Origin of the sequence: Priestia sp. 179-F W1.4 NHS, assembly GCF_045369295.1 — a bacterium.
Lineage (GTDB): Bacteria > Bacillota > Bacilli > Bacillales > Bacillaceae_H > Priestia > Priestia zanthoxyli.
This window is the reverse complement of record NZ_JBIQFF010000001.1, coordinates 530596-547667: the sequence shown is the minus strand read 5'-3', so window position 1 is coordinate 547667 and position 17072 is coordinate 530596. Positions and strand designations below refer to the sequence as shown.

At 38.3% G+C, this 17072-nt stretch carries 18 protein-coding genes; 2 read left to right on the top strand and 16 right to left on the bottom strand.

Annotation, left to right across the window (positions count from 1 at the left end; all coding sequences use genetic code 11):
• Nucleotides 1-15: 15 nt before the first annotated feature.
• The 4 genes from ACH0CI_RS02820 to ACH0CI_RS02805 form a co-directional block, all read right to left on the bottom strand.
• Complete coding sequence (locus ACH0CI_RS02820) at nucleotides 16-219, bottom strand: DUF2768 domain-containing protein (RefSeq protein WP_047749873.1); 204 nt, start codon at nucleotides 217-219, stop codon at nucleotides 16-18.
• Between the two features lie 314 nt (nucleotides 220-533).
• Complete coding sequence (locus ACH0CI_RS02815) at nucleotides 534-1565, bottom strand: NAD(P)H-dependent glycerol-3-phosphate dehydrogenase (RefSeq protein ID WP_406900849.1); 1032 nt, start codon at nucleotides 1563-1565, stop codon at nucleotides 534-536.
• A 17-nt stretch (nucleotides 1566-1582) separates the two neighbouring features.
• Complete coding sequence (gene der / locus ACH0CI_RS02810) at nucleotides 1583-2893, bottom strand: ribosome biogenesis GTPase Der (protein WP_014458340.1); 1311 nt, start codon at nucleotides 2891-2893, stop codon at nucleotides 1583-1585.
• A gap of 297 nt (nucleotides 2894-3190) precedes the next feature.
• Nucleotides 3191-3796, bottom strand: a complete 606-nt coding sequence (locus ACH0CI_RS02805; RefSeq protein WP_310877797.1) for a YphA family membrane protein — start codon at nucleotides 3794-3796, stop codon at nucleotides 3191-3193.
• A gap of 120 nt (nucleotides 3797-3916) precedes the next feature.
• Here ACH0CI_RS02805 and ACH0CI_RS02800 point away from each other — a divergent pair, with 120 nt between their 5' ends.
• A complete protein-coding gene (locus tag ACH0CI_RS02800; protein ID WP_013059024.1) occupies nucleotides 3917-4054 on the top strand; it encodes a YpzI family protein in 138 nt (45 codons plus the stop codon).
• A gap of 30 nt (nucleotides 4055-4084) precedes the next feature.
• Here the strand turns inward: ACH0CI_RS02800 and ACH0CI_RS02795 are convergent, their stop codons facing one another.
• The 10 genes from ACH0CI_RS02795 to prsW form a co-directional block, all read right to left on the bottom strand.
• Nucleotides 4085-5299, bottom strand: coding sequence for an MFS transporter (locus ACH0CI_RS02795; RefSeq protein ID WP_028411514.1), 1215 nt, complete (start codon nucleotides 5297-5299; stop codon nucleotides 4085-4087).
• 179 nt (nucleotides 5300-5478) lie between these two features.
• Nucleotides 5479-6528, bottom strand: a complete 1050-nt coding sequence (fni, locus tag ACH0CI_RS02790) for a type 2 isopentenyl-diphosphate Delta-isomerase (RefSeq protein WP_028411515.1) — start codon at nucleotides 6526-6528, stop codon at nucleotides 5479-5481.
• A gap of 16 nt (nucleotides 6529-6544) precedes the next feature.
• Nucleotides 6545-7681, bottom strand: coding sequence for a 30S ribosomal protein S1 (rpsA, locus tag ACH0CI_RS02785; RefSeq protein WP_028410732.1), 1137 nt, complete (start codon nucleotides 7679-7681; stop codon nucleotides 6545-6547).
• Nucleotides 7682-7843: 162 nt separating this feature from the next.
• The gene (locus ACH0CI_RS02780) at nucleotides 7844-8431 is read right to left on the bottom strand and encodes a lysophospholipid acyltransferase family protein (RefSeq protein WP_033579748.1); all 588 of its coding nucleotides are present in this window, start codon (nucleotides 8429-8431) and stop codon (nucleotides 7844-7846) included.
• On the bottom strand, nucleotides 8428-9102 hold the full coding sequence (gene cmk / locus ACH0CI_RS02775) for a (d)CMP kinase (protein ID WP_406900848.1): 675 nt from the start codon (nucleotides 9100-9102) through the stop codon (nucleotides 8428-8430). The genes ACH0CI_RS02780 and cmk overlap by 4 nt, the downstream gene beginning before the upstream one ends.
• A 162-nt stretch (nucleotides 9103-9264) precedes the next feature.
• Complete coding sequence (locus ACH0CI_RS02770; protein WP_013059030.1) at nucleotides 9265-9441, bottom strand: YpfB family protein; 177 nt, start codon at nucleotides 9439-9441, stop codon at nucleotides 9265-9267.
• A 68-nt stretch (nucleotides 9442-9509) separates the two neighbouring features.
• Nucleotides 9510-10175, bottom strand: coding sequence for a flagellar brake protein (locus ACH0CI_RS02765; RefSeq protein WP_406900847.1), 666 nt, complete (start codon nucleotides 10173-10175; stop codon nucleotides 9510-9512).
• Nucleotides 10176-10328: 153 nt separating this feature from the next.
• On the bottom strand, nucleotides 10329-11678 hold the full coding sequence (ypeB, locus tag ACH0CI_RS02760; protein ID WP_406900846.1) for a germination protein YpeB: 1350 nt from the start codon (nucleotides 11676-11678) through the stop codon (nucleotides 10329-10331).
• A 17-nt stretch (nucleotides 11679-11695) separates the two neighbouring features.
• On the bottom strand, nucleotides 11696-12628 hold the full coding sequence (sleB, locus tag ACH0CI_RS02755; protein WP_406900845.1) for a spore cortex-lytic enzyme: 933 nt from the start codon (nucleotides 12626-12628) through the stop codon (nucleotides 11696-11698).
• A gap of 145 nt (nucleotides 12629-12773) precedes the next feature.
• Entirely contained in the window at nucleotides 12774-13424 is a 651-nt protein-coding gene (prsW, locus tag ACH0CI_RS02750) for a glutamic-type intramembrane protease PrsW (RefSeq protein ID WP_028411520.1), read from the bottom strand.
• 198 nt (nucleotides 13425-13622) lie between these two features.
• Between prsW and ACH0CI_RS02745 the strand changes: the two genes are divergently transcribed.
• Nucleotides 13623-14594 (top strand): asparaginase, encoded by a 972-nt coding sequence (locus ACH0CI_RS02745; RefSeq protein WP_406900844.1) that lies wholly within the window; start codon nucleotides 13623-13625, stop codon nucleotides 14592-14594.
• A 19-nt stretch (nucleotides 14595-14613) separates the two neighbouring features.
• Here the strand turns inward: ACH0CI_RS02745 and ACH0CI_RS02740 are convergent, their stop codons facing one another.
• Both ACH0CI_RS02740 and ACH0CI_RS02735 read right to left on the bottom strand, forming a co-directional pair.
• On the bottom strand, nucleotides 14614-15585 hold the full coding sequence (locus ACH0CI_RS02740; RefSeq protein WP_098626945.1) for a YpdA family putative bacillithiol disulfide reductase: 972 nt from the start codon (nucleotides 15583-15585) through the stop codon (nucleotides 14614-14616).
• Between the two features lie 133 nt (nucleotides 15586-15718).
• Entirely contained in the window at nucleotides 15719-16984 is a 1266-nt protein-coding gene (locus ACH0CI_RS02735; RefSeq protein ID WP_370506064.1) for a Glu/Leu/Phe/Val family dehydrogenase, read from the bottom strand.
• Between the last annotated feature and the right edge of the window lie 88 nt (nucleotides 16985-17072).

Below are 17072 nucleotides of genomic sequence, written 5' to 3'. Positions count from 1 at the left end.
CCTACCATATGTACATTAAGCATCTGTCGGACCGCTGAATACAACAATTACCATAATAAGACCTGCTACAACCATGAGCGAATAGGCAATGAAAGCGAGTACAATTTTACCAACGCGGTTCGTGATTTTATAACGACTAAAGTAAATAGAAAATACCGCAATAAACATAAATACAATGGAACCCAATGAAATCCACATCTTTAACAAACCTGGCGACAAATTGCATCCACTCCTTTTTTCACCGTTATTATAACATAAGGACTTATAGTTAAGACGGATATTAATAGAACATTCTAAATTTAATATTTATTTACCTTCCATTGATTTACGCTCTATAGTAATTACTTTCCTATTAAATTGACAAATTCCTGCTTTTTCACATAAAAAAATCGAAGCGAAGGGGGCTCTTCGCTTCGACCGTAACTAAATATTCCCATACTAACAGTTCTACTCATCTTTATTTACACGTTATTTTATGCAAGTAAATGATTTTGGGTATCACCAATTGCCTATTTTTTCATATTTCTTTGCACTTAATTTAATTTTTCTCCTAAAACATTCGCTAAATCTTCCATTTCATGTGTTTTAGTACGAGACATAAGCGCGTCTACTGCATCTTTTGCCTTCACATCATTAAACAGTACGTTATATAAAGCATCAGCAATCGGCATTTTCACGTCGTATTTTTGAGATAGCTGGTAAGCTGCTTTCGTCGTGCGTACACCTTCTACAACCATTCCCATATTTTCTAATACTTCGTCTAAATTTTTGCCTTTTCCAAGAAGATTACCAGCGCGCCAATTTCGAGAATGAACGCTTGTACACGTTACAATCAAGTCTCCAATCCCGGTTAAACCTGAGAACGTCAGAGGATTGGCGCCAAGCACCGTACCTAAACGAGCGATTTCAGCTAAGCCACGAGTCATAAGAGCGGCCTTCGCATTGTCACCATATCCAAGTCCATCCGTGATACCAGCAGCAAGAGCAATAATATTTTTTAACGCTCCCCCAATTTCCACACCAATCACATCAGGATTTGTATAAACACGGAAGTACTGTTGATTATTAAATAAATCCTGCACTTTTTCTGCTGCTTGTATATTTGTTGAAGCTGACGTCACGGTTGTCGGCTGCCTTCTACTTACTTCTTCAGCATGACTCGGACCTGATAAGACAACGATGTCTTTTGTATCAATTTCTTGTTGAATCATTTGAGATATACGTAAAAGAGAATCCGGTTCAATTCCTTTACTTACGTGAACAATTGTAAACAGTTCATCGGTAAGGGATTTTAGCTGTTGCAACACTTCACGAATGGCCTTCGTTGGAACAGCTAAAATAAGGGTTTCAACACCCTCTATTGCCTTTTCTAATGACGTAAAACCTTTAATCTGATGAGGAAGCTCTACACCAGGCAGATATTTTTCATTCTGATGCTTCTCGTTGATTTGATCAATGACTTGTTGTCTATGTCCCCAAATGCGAACATCGTGTCCATTTTCCGCCAATACGAAAGCTAATGCAGTTCCCCAACTCCCTGCTCCTAGTACAGCTATTCTTTCCACGCCGATCACATCCTCTGTTATTTTCTTGGTCTTGCAATAATTTTAATTGGAGTTCCTTCGAATCCAAAAGCTTCACGAAGCTTATTTTCTAAGAAACGTTTATATGAAAAATGCATTAGCTCAGGATCATTTACAAACACAACAAAAGTTGGCGGCTTGATTGCTACTTGAGTTGTGTAATAGATTTTTAAGCGGTTGCCGTTATGAGTAGGCGTAGGGTTCATTGCTACTGCATCCATAATTACATCGTTTAAGATGCTTGTTTCTACACGTACCGCATGGCTTTCGCTTGCAAGATCAATCATTGGCAATAGCGTATGCGTACGTTTTTTCGTTTTAGCTGAAAGGAATACAATTGGAGCATATGTTAAGAACTGAAAATGCTCGCGTATATTTTCTTCAAATTTTTTCATTGTTTTTTCATCTTTTTCTACTGTATCCCATTTGTTCACTACGATGACAACAGCTTTTCCAGCTTCTTGTGCATAGCCAGCAATTTTCTTATCTTGTTCAATAATACCCTCTTCAGCATTTAATACAATTAAGACAACGTCTGAGCGTTCAATTGCCTTTAATGCGCGAAGTACGCTGTATTTTTCAGTACTCTCGTACACTTTTCCACGCTTTCTCATTCCAGCTGTATCAATAACAACATATTCTTGATCTTCTTTTGTAAACTTCGTATCGATGGCATCGCGTGTCGTGCCGGCGAGATCACTGACAATAACACGATCTTCACCTAGAAGAGCATTAACTAATGAAGATTTCCCTACGTTAGGACGACCAATCAATGAAAATTTAATGACTTCTTCTCCGTAGTCTTCGTCTTTTTCTTTTGGAAAATGCTTAGCTGCCTCGTCTAACAGGTCACCTAAACCTAAACCATGCGTTCCTGAGATTGGGAACGGTTCTCCATATCCTAGTGCGTAGAAATCATAGATTAATTCTCTCATTTCAGGATTATCTACTTTATTAACGGCTAGGACGACGGGCTTTTTGGATTTGTATAAAATTTTCGCCACTTCTTCATCAGCTGCAGTAATTCCATCGCGTCCATTCACTAGAAAAATGATTACGTCCGCTTCATCAATTGCAATTTCTGCCTGCTGTTTGATCTGTTCTAAAAATGGCTCATCTCCAATATCAATACCGCCAGTATCAATAATGTTAAAGTCCAAATTCAGCCACTCACCTGAACTATAGATACGATCACGAGTTACACCCGGAATATCTTCTACAATAGATACTCGCTCTCCTACAATTCGGTTGAAAATTGTTGATTTTCCTACGTTGGGACGACCAACAATCGCAATAATTGGTTTTGGCATACGATTCTTCCCTTTCCTTGATCTTTTTTATGTATCGGCAACCAGTCTTTAATCGACTAAAGGTATTTATCTACATGTACAAATAAATAAGATCATTCGTTTTTCAAAAATTGAGGCCATGCAGCGTGGCATGACCTCTACTAATCGATCATAAGCGATAAAGCAGGATTTTTATCAGCTCTTTCTTATACTGAACTGATTAACTGCCTATCCGCTGAATAAGCATTACTCTTTCAATCAAACAATTTTATCAAAAATCACCGGTAACAACAATATAATTTTACGAAATCTCTTCTTCTATTTGTAAGTACTTTGCTTTTGCCTGTGAGACTTCAGCACGTACAAATCTAAATAAGCAGAGAAATAAACCAGCATCTCCCAAATAAACATCGCTCCTACTGCTGTGGCTAAAACGTCGAGTGTACGAAGAGACCCTATTTCATAAGATGCGATATCCCGAATGACAACTGCGTATAAAAAGTCTCCTCCAACTACACCTAAAATGATTGCTGCGAATCTTTTTTCAGCATCTTTAACCACCATAAAGCAAATATATAAGATAAGTCCAGTCAAAATCCACTTACGATCAATAAAAATCCAGACAGGATCATAGAGCTCAAGTAAACAAAAACCAGCATAGGCAATTATTATAATGCCGCATACAATAACATAATATAACTGCTGAAATCGGCTGTAGCCTGAAGCATACACACACGCTACTCCCACTAAAAACAAAGCGGTGTAGCTACATGAAAACTGAGTCATATGCATGTTCATTCCGCTTAGGAGTATACTGATTAATATAATGGCTGCTACCTTCCAACGCCTAGCTGTTTTGGGCATAAGAAAAGTCGCAACAATCCATCCCATCCACGAAAGCCAATAAAAGAAAATTCCGTCCACTGAATATGGCACCTCCCCTATCTGTCATCAGTATGTATCAATTTTGGAAAACTTAATCGGAGTTTTAGAATAGAACCGCTTATTTTGGACAACCTATCAGAAAAAAGGAGGGAATATAAAATGGGAAAAGATCGTCAAGAGAAAAAATTAAAGGAATCAAAACGAGTTGAATCTGACCGTGATCAAGGACTTCACTATCCGGGAGCAACTAGCTTGCAAAGTCCTGAAGAAGCGCGCGAGTTAAATGAGCATAAATAAAAAAATGCGCTGACTAAGTCAGCGCATTTTTTATTTTAAAACTGGATGTGAAACAGGATAGGAACGTTCTTTCTTTCCTGTAAACAAAAAGAGAACTCCTCCCACTAACAATAGTGCTCCTGACAAATAAAATCCGAATTCCATACTTCCAAGTTTATCTGCAAAATATCCGGTAATGTAAGGTGCAAAGATCGATGACAGCATGCCGCTGAAGTTAAAAAAACCGTACACTTTAGAGTACATGGAAGAGGGAGTAATATCCGCCATATACGAAATTAAAATCGGATCTAATGCTAATTTCCCTATCAGACCGTACACAATTAAGCCGATTAATAGCCAAGAATAACTCTCTGTATAGGGAATAAAAAATTGACATAAAGCGCCCGCTACTGACAAACTCACAATTAATGCTTTTTTATTTGCAATTCGATCCGATATATATCCAAAGAAGATTGCTCCTGGAATAGACGCCCACGGTACTAAAGATGCTATGATGCCTGTTTGAGACCCTTCTAAGCCGCGCGAGTGCTGCAAATAATAAGGAAGCCACGTCAGCATCCCAAAAAATCCGTAAAGAGAGCAGAAGATTAAAATGTATACGAAAATATGATTTTTTGTAAATAATACTTTTAGCGACTGCTTTGTTTCTTTATTTAGCGAATTTTTTTCTTGATCCCTTTGCTTATCTTTTACAAAGAAAGCTATTAAAATAGCTATTACTATAGTCGGAATAGCAAATAAGTAAAAAGTAAACTGCCAGTCTTTTTCTAACGTATATGTAATGTATGTAGAACCGATAAAACCAAGCGATATACCAAAAGCCATTCCACTATTGATGAGCGCAGACACTAGACCTCGGTATCGTTCAGACGTGATGCTTGAAGAAATTCCGTATTGTGAACCATAATACGTTCCTTCTCCAAGTCCTGTCAGCGCCCGCATGAGCAAGAACATACCGAAAGTAGTCGTAAGTCCTGTAAAGAATGTGGCAACTCCAAACAAAATGTATCCAGCCACTAAGATCTTAACGCGACCAAATCGATCTGCCAAAAAACCCGTTGGAATCTGCATAGCTGCATACGCTGCAAAAAATACGGTAGACATTAGACCAAGTTCAGCTTTATTAAGATCCCACTGCGCACCGATATCTCCCATAACTGGAGATAAAATATTACGATCTGCATACATGAAAACCCAGCCTAAAAAGAAAAGAAAAATTGTAAATATAGGATGTCCCTTTTTCATTACGCCACCTCTTTTTTCTGATTTTTCTGTTTATTTAACTTATTATAAGTGGCTAACGTTTGGGATTTCATGCTTTTTGTCACTTCTTCTGCCAATATTTTTTGTTTTTTTTAATGAAAACGCGATCATTCATCTTCTAAGGAAATAAAAAAGCAAGCAGTTAACTGCTTGCTTTTTTATCATCTGTTATTAAATGTTTCTATAGATACATTTCGCTGAGTCAGCCAGCTATGGGTATCCCCTGTAATAACTAGAGGCATTTGCTGAAGCTTAGCAATAGAAGTTGCTCCTAATGCAGCCATGATAAACGTTAACTCCTCATGCAGCTCGGCTATCTCTTCTACGACTGCTTCTAAACCAGACTTCATTAAAATGGATAGAAAATATCCTGCCATTCCCGTTGCAGAAGCTCCTAACGCAATGGACTTAGCAACATCCATAGAGGTTTGAATACCTCCTGAACCAATAATGGATATACCTTCTACGTGCTGAGATACTTCCGCTAAAGAAGCTGCTGTGGAAATTCCCCAATCATTAAAGAAGTGAAAATGTTTTGCTCGTCTTTCATTTTCGATTTTCGAAAAATTGGTACCACCGTACCCACCAATATCAACGATTTCAACACCGACATCTTTAAGTTTTTGCACTGCTTGAGCGCTCATCCCAAAACCTACTTCTTTGACAATTACAGGAACGGTTACTTCTCGGACAATTCGTTCAATACGACGTAATGCATCGGTAAAATCACGATCTCCCTCTGGCATGACCAGTTCTTGTATAACATTTAAATGAATTTGAAGTCCATTTGCTTCAAGCATATCAACCGCTTTTTTAGCTTGTTCAACTGTAGCTTCACTGCCTAGGTTGGCAAAAATAATTCCGTTAGGGTTTTCTTGACGCACTACTCTGTATGATTGTTCTTCCTTTTCATCTTTAATCGCAGCCATCTGCGATCCAACGGCCATTGCTAATTGACCATGATGAGCAATTTGAGCAAACGAACGGTTAATCCGTTCCGTTTCTTGTCCGCCTCCACCCGTCATAGCATTTATAAAAATTGGCGAACTTAACAAAAGTTCGCCAATTTTTGTATCAATATGAACATCGTGCACGCCTGTATTTGGTAAGCTATTATGAACGAAGCGAATATCATCTAGCCCGTGCAGCCGATGCTGTCCCGTTTGAATCGCATGATGAATGTGATCAATTTTACGTTTTGCTCTGCTCACAAATCATCACCATTACTTATCTTAATTTTTTTAATTGATCCCCAATCATATCACCTAATTGGAAGCCTTTTGACTCTTCTTGTAATTCATAGTCACCGTAATCTTCTTGCTCTTCTTCCTCAAGGTCACGAATGCTTAACGAAACGCGTCGTTCTTGTTCATTCACATCAAGTACTTTTACCGTCACTTTTTCGCCTTCAGAAAGCACTTCATGCGGTGTCCCGATATGCTTATGTGAAATTTGAGAAATGTGTACAAGTCCTTCTACTCCAGGTAGAACTTCCACAAAAGCTCCAAAAGATACAAGTCTTTTAACAGTTCCATCTACTACATCACCTTGGCGAAGCTTCGTAGAAATGTTGGACCATGGACCTTCTAACGTATCTTTAATAGATAATGAAACACGACCCGTTGATTTGTCAACAGATAATACTTTGACTTTCACAGTATCTCCCTCAGCTACTACGTCTGAAGGCTTTTCTACACGCGTATGTGAAAGCTGAGAGATATGCACTAGCCCATCTACTCCGCCTACATCTACAAACGCACCAAAGTCTGTTAAGCGCTGAACGGTTCCTTCTAAAACCTGACCTTCTTTTAATGACTCAAGAACATTTTCTTTTTGTTGTACAAGTTCTTCTTCTACAACTGCACGATGCGAAAGGATCACGCGATTTTTTTCTTTATCTAATTCCACTACTTTGACTGTAAGAGTTTGATCTTGATATTCTGCGAAATCATCAACGAAATGAGTTTCAACAAGAGAAGCTGGAATGAACCCTCTTACACCAATATCTACTACTAATCCGCCTTTGACAATTTCTTTGACTACCGCTTCAAACACTTCACCTGAAGAAAGTTTTGCTTCTAAACCGTCCCATGCTTTTTCAGCATCTACAGCCCGTTTAGATAACACAAGCACATCGTCTTCCACTTTAATTACTTTCGCTTCGACTTCGGCACCTTCTTGGATTACATCCCCTGCTTTTTCAATATGTAAGCTCGCTAATTCACTAATTGGAATAATACCGTCTAGTTTGCTGTTAGGCACATCTACATACACTTGCTTTTCTTCTACTTTTGTAATAGTACCTTTTACTGTTTCTCCTACTTCTAATGACGTTACCTCTACTTGATTCATATCTTCTGTCATCGTCTTTTCCTCCTCCAATATCCATCTACAATATGTATTCCCTTGTAAGAGTTCTTCACTCTTTTAGCTCATCATTATTGTATATAGCTCTGTATAGAAAAAACTCTCTTTGTTACTAACTTCTAATAAATAGAATCTTTTGTCAAGTCATAAGGTTACAAACTATTGATATTTTTCAATTAATTCACCAATGCTTTTCATAATAACTTCGGTTACTTCCTCGGCTGATGCCTTTCGTTCACGAAGTTCATCCATCTGAATTGGCGGTCCGTACACTACTTTTAACCTTGCAAAACGCTTATATGGACCAATAACAGCACAAGGAACAACAGCTGCTTTTGAACGCAAAGCAAAAAAGCCTACTCCAGCCATTCCTTTTCCTAATTTTCCATCTTTACTTCTTGTTCCTTCTGGAAATAATCCAAGCACTTTTCCTTCTTTTAAAATCTTTAACCCTTGGCGCAAAGCTTCACGATCTGCCATCCCCCGCTTTACAGGGAACGTTTCTAACTTTGGCAGAACCGTCTTCAGAAAAGGTGCTTTAAACAGCTCTGCTTTTGCCATAAACGAAATAGGCCTTGGACATGTCACACCTACCGTAGGCGGATCTAAGTTGTCAATATGATTTGAACAAAGCAAAACTCCGCCTTCTGAAGGGATATTTTCTGCACCGATTACTTCATAACGATAAACTGGTGTTAAAATACCTTTTACAATGCCACGTGCAAACATATAAAAGCTCAAAATCATCCAATCCTTTCGTTTGTAATAGAAAGTATTTTTTCTACAACTCCTTCAATCGATAAGGAAGTTGTATCGATTTCAATTGCATCTTCAGCTTTTTTAAGAGGTGCTACTTCACGCTCAGAATCCAGCTTGTCTCTGCGGGCAATTTCTTCTTTTAAACGCTCTAAATTTGATTCAAAACCTTTTTTTATGTTTTCATCATGGCGTCGCTGTGCTCTTTCATCCACAGACGCTAATAAAAAGATTTTAACTTCTGCCTGAGGAAGCACGTGTGTACCGATATCACGTCCATCCATTACAACGCCTCCATCTTTAGCAAGACTCTGCTGTCTCGCTACCATCTCTTCACGAACTGCACGATGTTTCGCGACGATGGATACAGAGTTAGTTACTTCTGCGGAACGAATTTCACTTGTAACATCCTGTCCATTTAAAATGACTATCTGTCCAGATTCAGACGGTTTTAAATCGATTACTGTTTCGTTAAGCAAATGCAATAGCTCTTCTTCATTTTGCAAATCTACCTGGTTTTTCTGCGCTTGATACGTTAGAGCACGATACATCGCTCCTGTATCAACATAAATATATGATAAGGTTTCTGCTATAATCTTTGCCACTGTACTTTTCCCAGCAGCTGCAGGGCCGTCAATCGCGATTGAAATTTGTTTTTTCATAAGTGCCTCCCTTAATTTCAAAACAGGAACAAACCACTTTCATCTTTTATACAATGAGCCATTTTATATGAAACGTTTATAAACGAAAAAAAGAGCAGGGGGTCTTCTCCTGCCTGGTGTTCACTGCATGTTTCTTTCCTAGTTATTCTACCATACGTCCGACTACTGGTCGAATGTTTCAATAATTTTATTAAAATTATTTTTGCTAACTCCCTCATACTGAATGACCTTTGAGAAATATGTACTGTGACTGCTAGATAGTAAAATACATTGGGCAATTATTAAAAACACAAATTGAATAACCACTAATTTAATTAAAATTCGTTCTATTCGATTCATCTTTTTCTCCTTTTGTAAGAAGTGATACCTTTGCTTACAGTTTAGGAAAGAGAAGTTTTTTTTATACGCTAAAGAAGACCTTTTCTCCTTAGGTCGAGCTGACGCTTTAAGGTATAACGAATCATCATTTCTTTCGTTTGTTTTTCCATGTCCATAAATTTAATAGATAGCTGACCTACTTTACAGGAAGTCGGGGCGGTAATTCGTACAACTTCCCCTTTTAATTCAAGATGCTGCAAAGTTCCCTCACGATTAGGAAGACTTAATCGTACAACAACGGAATCTTTCTCATTAAAAAGCAGCGAATGATGGAAGGAGCCGGCTACTCCACCTGCACTGATGTTTTTAGTCATGATTTCCATTACGGCCTGCTGTTCTTGTTCACTTTTTATCACCGCCTTCACTGTAAGCGGCACACGGAAAAAATTTCTTCTTTGGATGGACTTTAACTTTTTATCGCCCGGGTAAAAGAGTTTTACAACAGGCATGCCTTTTATTTCGCGTCCTGTTACTTCAGTTGGAAAGGTATATACATTTTGATTATATCCAATAAACGTAGCCAGCAATTTTGTACCTTTTAGTAAAAAAGCACTTCGCTGCGTTTCTTCATTTAGCGGATAGCTAATATAAATCACGTCTTCCGTAAACTCAACTACCTTACATCGATACGTTTGTTGTAAGGTAGACTCTCTGTGCCCGCTCCCTAACGTCAACCTCATTCCCGCTTTTATCATCTTCTCTCTCCTTCAGTTCCACTATATACACTTTTTCCCTTTATTTAAACATAGTCAAATATATTTATTTTGTAAATAAAAATTAGTCATTTAGACTCAAAAAACTTATACAACACAAAAAAACCGGTGTCTATAGACACCGGTTTCTCAGCTTTATACTTCATCATATAAAGGTTCTGAGTTTTGCAGTTTTTCGACTTTCTCTTCAAAACCCGTATCGGCATTGATAAAAATACGATACGTATCATTTTTAATTGTCCCTAAAAACTCATAGCATAGCACTTCTTCGTTTAAATCATTTGTAATAATTGCCAAGCGGTCTTCCATCACTTTTACATTCGAGTTTAGCTTGGTTTTTGCCTGTTCTTTCGAAATTTTAGGTTTTGGAATATCTCTTGTACGATGTTTTAATAAGAAGTCTTTAGCTGAGAAGCCAATCACAGATCCATCTTCTAAAGACATTTTCATTTTAACTGAATCCGGATAAATCCGAACTCCACTTTCCGTTTGCTCTACGAATGTAAAGACTCCCATGTTATCGTATTGAGCGCTTTCAGCCATCACTAGGCTTTCAAAACGATGATCTTTTAAAAACTTAGTCGCTTTGTTCATAGCATCGTTTAAACTAATATTTTGTTTTTTAATATCTCGATCTTCGAGCACCCAAAGCGGATATCCACCTTTTTGGGTAATATCCATATACGTCTCTTGTTTAGTCTTTGGATCTGTAATGGTTAAGCTGTACACCTCATAATCGGCATCTTTTCCGCTCTTTACAATATGAATTTGTTCATTTCCTTTTAAATTCAAAAACGAACGCGCCACTTGTTTGGCAACATCTTCACTAACTTCTCTACCTTTTAATTGATGAAAAGCGTTTTTTTCCTGTTCATTCGTTGCATTCATAACGCCTAAATCTGTTTCAGCAAAAGAATCCATACTTTTTTCAACGGTTTTTAATCCGTCAATAATCGTATTGTCCCCTTGCTTTTCTTTTGTGGCTAGAGCTAGCTCAACATCCATCCAGCGCAAGTTATTATCAATGACTAGATGCTGTACTTGGCGCATTTCATTTTGAATTTCGGCTGACTGATCATAAAGCGAATTTAACGTTTTATACTCTTTATCTGTTAAGGGGGATTTGCTTAAATCCCTTACCGCCACTTTGTACGTAAAGTCCCCAACATCTGAAAGAAACTCTTCTGTTTTATTGAACGGTAAAAGCGATAAAGGCAGCTGTCCTACGTTGTTATGAGCTTCAGAAGTTAAACGCCATACTTCTGCAAGCGCGGGCGAAAGCTGATCTCTCGAACTCATGGCAAGCGTGCCACCGATTTTATCATTTAATAAATCTAGCTGATATGACAAATCATGAAATGCTCGTTGATACGTATTCTCCGCTTGAAGCAGCACAGCATCTTTTTCTTGATGTTCGCTGTACCCCCAATACCCTACACCTACAACACCAATAGCTAATAATACAATTAAAATTGTTCGAATCATGTTTCCTTCACCTCTCTTTATCGACAGAAAATGTGTTTCCCGATTTGCTTAATTTGAGGACGTGACCAAATCCATGCGCTTGTTGCTGTATCCGGATTAAAGTAATAAATAGCATTCCCAGTAGGATCCCATCCGTTAATCGCATCCATAACCGCTTTTTTAGATGTTGGATTGGGTTCAAGCCAAATTTGCCCATCTGCTACGGCAGTAAATGCACGCGGTTCAAAAATAACTCCAGCGACTGTATTTGGAAATGACGGACTGTTAACTCGGTTTAAAATAACGGCCGCTACGGCTACTTGGCCATTATATGGTTCACCCCGTGCTTCACCATGCACAGCATTTGCCATAAGCTGAATATCATTTTGTGAAAACCCGCTCGGTACATTCACCGCTGTTGGCTTTTGTGCTTGTTCTTTCTGTTGTTCAGAATTTCCTTTAGACGTATTACGCTGCGGCTGACTGGCAGGTTTTTTTGCTTGAGAAGATCCGCTTTGTGCTTTTTGCTGACCATTGTTCCCGCTGCTTTTTCCACTGCTACCGCTTCCTTTAGACTGCTGATCAAGAGGCTTACCGCCATAGTGCGTAAACTTATTGCCTTTTCTAATTTGATTTTTCACATAGCTTTCGTGATATTTTGTTGCGTTAGCTAATTTAATCTTTGTTTGCCAGCCTGCTAAACCGTCAATCTTTTTAATGCCAAATTCATATTGAAAATTGCGCAGTGCCCAGTATGTGCTCCATCCAAATACACCGTCAATTTTCCCGTTATAATAACCTAAATACTGAAGTCTCGACTGCAGCTCAATAACGTCATCTCCAACTGCTCCGTGTTGAATGACTTGATTTGAAAACGCGTGAGCGGCCTTTGGACTCACAACGGACGCTGCAATAAATGAACATATGCATATGAGACATGCATACTTTTTAAAACATCGAAATGATAACATGACAAAACCTCCTACATCGTATGTAACTGATAAGATGATAGGAGTATTTTTTGTAAAGGTTGTTTTTTTATACAAGATGCGCAAAATTTACCGAAATGAAAAAACTCAGCTTGTAAATCTCTCAAAAAAGATTTACAAGCTGAGCCTAGACAATCGATGGCTGTTTGGCCTTTTTTACTTTTCTTAATGCCAGCCACCATAAATAAATCATAAATGGAATAATAATAAATACCCAATGATCCATTGTTTTTAAAATATAATCATATGTTCCATGTAAAATGAGCGGCGCAAATACGGAATACAGCGTCCACTTCGTTTTTTCCTTTCCTTCAGAAAACTTTGCTTTCCCTAAATAATACCCCATAATGACGCCGAATAAAGCATGACTAGATACGGGTAAAATGGCTCTTCCTAGCGCTGATTCTAAACCATTTGCAAATAAATATAAAATATTTTCAACGGTAGCAAAACCTAAGGAAACAGCTGCCCCGTAAACAATTCCATCGTAATGCTCATCAAATTCCACATGCTGATAAATCGTGAAATATAAAATGAACCATTTGAAAAATTCTTCTAAAAAGCTTGTCGTAAAAAATGCTTCAAGAAAAGGTGATTGAAAAACGTGTTCTTCACCAAATACATATTGAATAAACATAATTGGCAAAACAAGCATTGCTCCAAAAATAAATGTTTTTAATACCATTGAAATAGGCTCAGTTTCATATTCATCTTTCAAATAAAAAAAACTTAACAATGCCAATCCTGGCGCAATGCCTGCAGATACAATCGCCAACATAAATAGCGCCTCATCTCCTCTATTTTTTTTAATAGTAACATGTTATCTTTAGGATGAAAATCTCCGTCTATAATGTCCTTATCTTTATATGTAAATGCTCACATAACTTGCTGTCGATTTACAAAGCCTAACAAAGACCTTAAACAAGTATACCAAAAAATGTATCATACTTATACGAAAAATTGAAAGGAGCTCTCTATGAAAACTGTTTATATTCTTCACACCGGCGGCACAATCTCGATGAAAGAAGACATGGCAACTGGAGCGGTAGCACCAGATATTCAAAACCCGCTTCATCGCTCAACATCATCTGTTTCAGGTATGGCCAATGTAATCGTAGAAGAAGCATTTCATCTGCCTTCTCCTCACATTACTCCTAAGGAAATGCTTATACTTTCAAAAACAATACGTGATAAAATTAATGAAGGCAAAATTGATGCAGTCGTGTTAACCCACGGCACGGACACGCTGGAAGAAACCGCTTATTTTTTAGATTTAACAGTGCATACAGATATTCCAATTGTCTTAACTGGAGCTATGAGATCAAGCAATGAAATCGGTTCAGACGGTCCTTATAATTTTATATCTGCGGTTCGGGTGGCTATTAGTGACGGGGCAAAAGGAAAAGGTGTCTTAGTTGTGATGAACGATGAAATTCATACCGCTGAAAATGTGACCAAGACCCACACAAGCAACGTGGCGACATTTCAAAGCCCTCAGTACGGGCCAATAGGATTAATCACAAAACGCGGCGTATCTTTTCACCACATGCCTACAGAACATGAATTTTATCCTGTTAATCAAATAGATAAACAAATCACTTTATTAAAAGCTTATGCAGGAATGGACGACCATTTATTTCAAGCAGTGGCTTCAATAAATGTTGACGGACTTGTAATTGAAGCCCTCGGTCAAGGAAATCTGCCTCCCCTCACCATTCCAGGAATTCAATTGCTTTTGAAGCGAAAGATACCCATCGTGCTCGTTTCTCGCTGTTTTAATGGAATTGCTCAAGATGTATATGGGTATGAAGGCGGTGGCAAGCTGTTAAAAGAGATGGGCGTTATTTTTTCAAATGGCTTAAATGGTCCTAAAGCACGCATTAAACTGTTGGTTGCTCTCCAAGTAACAGCGAATCATGATGAGCTGCAGCAGCTATTTAATCATTAGTAAAACAACGCATAGAAGCCTATGCGTTGTTTTTGTTGATAATATGAGAAGCGATTGATTTCCCATGAAAACGTCCATTTTCAATAAAAATCTCATTAGCATTGTTTCCTGCAGCAATCACACCAGCGATATAAATTCCTTCCACGTTTGTTTCCATCGTCTCTTCGTTAAAAGAAGGGCGGCCTGTTTCATCATCTAATTCCACACCCATTTTTGTTAAAAACGAGTGATCAGGGTGATAGCCAGTCATGGCAAAAACGAAATCGTTACTAATCGTAAATTCTTTCCCTTCCTGCTCATATGTTACCGTTTCATCCGTTATCTTTGTTACATGAGCGTTAAAATGCATCCCAATCGTTCCATTTCGAACCAGCGCTTCAAATTCAGGCAATATCCAAGGTTTTACGCTAGGCGAGTAATCTGAGCCACGATAAATAACCGTCACCCTTGCATCACACTTCACCAATTCCAGAGCTGCATCGACGCTAGAGTTTTTTCCGCCTATAACGACTACATCTTTATCAAAATACGGATGCGCTTCTTTGAAATAATGAAATACCTTTGATAAATCTTCACCAGGAACATTCATATAATTAGGATGATCGTAATAGCCCGTAGCTATAATGACATTCTCCGCTTCATATGTCTCTTTGGATGTTGTGACAATAATTTGGTTTTCCGCTTGTTTGTCTACTTGCAAGACACGTTCAAACGGCTGAATTCGAACTTGCTTGCGCTTCACCACTTCTCGGTAGTAAGCAAGAGCTTGGTTGCGCACAGGCTTACGATTTTCGGTAATAAAAGGGACATCCCCAATTTCTAGTTTTTCACTTGAACTAAAAAACGTTTGATGGGTCGGATAGTTATAAATTGCATTCACAATATTGCCTTTTTCAATTACAAGGGCATCAATACCTGTATGTTGAAGCTCAATAGCTGCTGAAAGCCCGCATGGTCCTCCGCCAACAATAATTACTTTTTCTTTCTTCATGCCTGTCACTCCTTCAGTTGTAAACGCACCTTTTTTTTTATTTTAACGCAGTGTAAAACAAAAAAATCTCCTCATTAATGATAGGAGATTTTTTCTATTTACGCAATTGTTCTGCTGTTCTGCTGTTCTGTTTTTAAATCCAGCCTCTGAAGCGAGAGCCTTCTGCCATTTTTCTTACGCCTATCATATAAGCAGCTAGACGCATGTCGACTTTTCGAGTTGTAGAAGTTTCGTAGATGTTATTAAATGATTTCACCATTACTTTTTCAAGCTTTTCTTCTACTTCTTCTTCCGTCCAATAATAACCTTGGTTATTTTGCACCCATTCAAAATAAGAGACTGTTACACCGCCCGCACTTGCCAAAACGTCTGGAACTAATAAAATCCCTCTCTCTGACAAGATGCGCGTTGCTTCAAGAGTTGTTGGTCCATTTGCTGCTTCCACCACAATACTCGCTTGAATGTTATGGGCATTTTCTTCTGTAATTTGATTTTCAATCGCAGCTGGAACTAGGATGTCACAGTCAAGTTCAAGCAGCTCTTTGTTGCTGATAGTATTATTGAATAATTTCGTTACTGTACCAAAGCTATCGCGTCGATCTAATAAATAATCAATGTCTAAACCATTAGGATCATGCAGCGCTCCGTATGCATCAGATATCCCTACAATTTTAGCACCAGCGTCATGCATGAACTTAGCTAAAAAGCTTCCTGCATTTCCAAATCCTTGTACTACTACCCGTGCACCTTGTAATTCAATGCCTCGTTTTTTCGCTGCTTCACGAATACAAATAGTTACTCCTTTTGCAGTCGCTGTTTCACGGCCGTGCGAACCACCTAAGACAAGGGGCTTTCCAGTAATAAAGCCAGGCGAGTTAAATTCATCAATCCGGCTGTATTCATCCATCATCCAAGCCATAATTTGTGAATTTGTAAACACATCCGGCGCTGGAATATCCTTTGTTGGTCCAACAATTTGGCTAATCGCACGAACATATCCGCGGCTTAAACGCTCTAATTCTCCAAAAGACATATTTCGAGGATCACAAACAATTCCACCTTTTCCTCCACCGTAAGGAAGGTCAACGATTCCACATTTTAAACTCATCCATATAGATAGAGCTTTTACTTCTTTTTCAGTTACGTTTGGGTGAAAACGAATTCCACCTTTCGTAGGACCAACTGCATCGTTATGCTGCGCTCGGTGACCTGTAAAAATCTTAACTGATCCGTCATCCATACGAACAGGAATTTTTACTGTCATCATTCGTAATGGCTCTTTTAATAGTTCATACACTTCATCAGGATAGCCTAGTTTTTCTAACGCTTTATGTATCACTGTTTGTGTAGATTTTAAAACATCATGCTTCTCTTCTTGACTATTTTTACTGTCTTGCATCTTGTCGGCTACCATCTGTAAACCTCCTAAAATGTATCGAAAATTATTCGTTTTTAATTGAATGGTGCTTCTTTCATGACATAGTATA

Coding starts and splice junctions, on each gene's coding strand:
- der (WP_014458340.1), bottom strand. CDS start 2,893: ATGCCAAAACCAATTATTGCGATTGTTGGTCGTCCCAACGTAGGAAAA.
- ACH0CI_RS02800 (WP_013059024.1), top strand. CDS start 3,917: ATGGGAAAAGATCGTCAAGAGAAAAAATTAAAGGAATCAAAACGAGTT.
- ACH0CI_RS02795 (WP_028411514.1), bottom strand. CDS start 5,299: ATGAAAAAGGGACATCCTATATTTACAATTTTTCTTTTCTTTTTAGGC.
- rpsA (WP_028410732.1), bottom strand. CDS start 7,681: ATGACAGAAGATATGAATCAAGTAGAGGTAACGTCATTAGAAGTAGGA.
- ACH0CI_RS02780 (WP_033579748.1), bottom strand. CDS start 8,431: ATGATTTTGAGCTTTTATATGTTTGCACGTGGCATTGTAAAAGGTATT.
- cmk (WP_406900848.1), bottom strand. CDS start 9,102: ATGAAAAAACAAATTTCAATCGCGATTGACGGCCCTGCAGCTGCTGGG.
- ACH0CI_RS02770 (WP_013059030.1), bottom strand. CDS start 9,441: ATGAATCGAATAGAACGAATTTTAATTAAATTAGTGGTTATTCAATTT.
- ACH0CI_RS02765 (WP_406900847.1), bottom strand. CDS start 10,175: ATGATAAAAGCGGGAATGAGGTTGACGTTAGGGAGCGGGCACAGAGAG.
- ypeB (WP_406900846.1), bottom strand. CDS start 11,678: ATGATTCGAACAATTTTAATTGTATTATTAGCTATTGGTGTTGTAGGT.
- sleB (WP_406900845.1), bottom strand. CDS start 12,628: ATGTTATCATTTCGATGTTTTAAAAAGTATGCATGTCTCATATGCATA.
- prsW (WP_028411520.1), bottom strand. CDS start 13,424: ATGTTGGCGATTGTATCTGCAGGCATTGCGCCAGGATTGGCATTGTTA.
- ACH0CI_RS02745 (WP_406900844.1), top strand. CDS start 13,623: ATGAAAACTGTTTATATTCTTCACACCGGCGGCACAATCTCGATGAAA.
- ACH0CI_RS02740 (WP_098626945.1), bottom strand. CDS start 15,585: ATGAAGAAAGAAAAAGTAATTATTGTTGGCGGAGGACCATGCGGGCTT.
- ACH0CI_RS02735 (WP_370506064.1), bottom strand. CDS start 16,984: ATGCAAGACAGTAAAAATAGTCAAGAAGAGAAGCATGATGTTTTAAAA.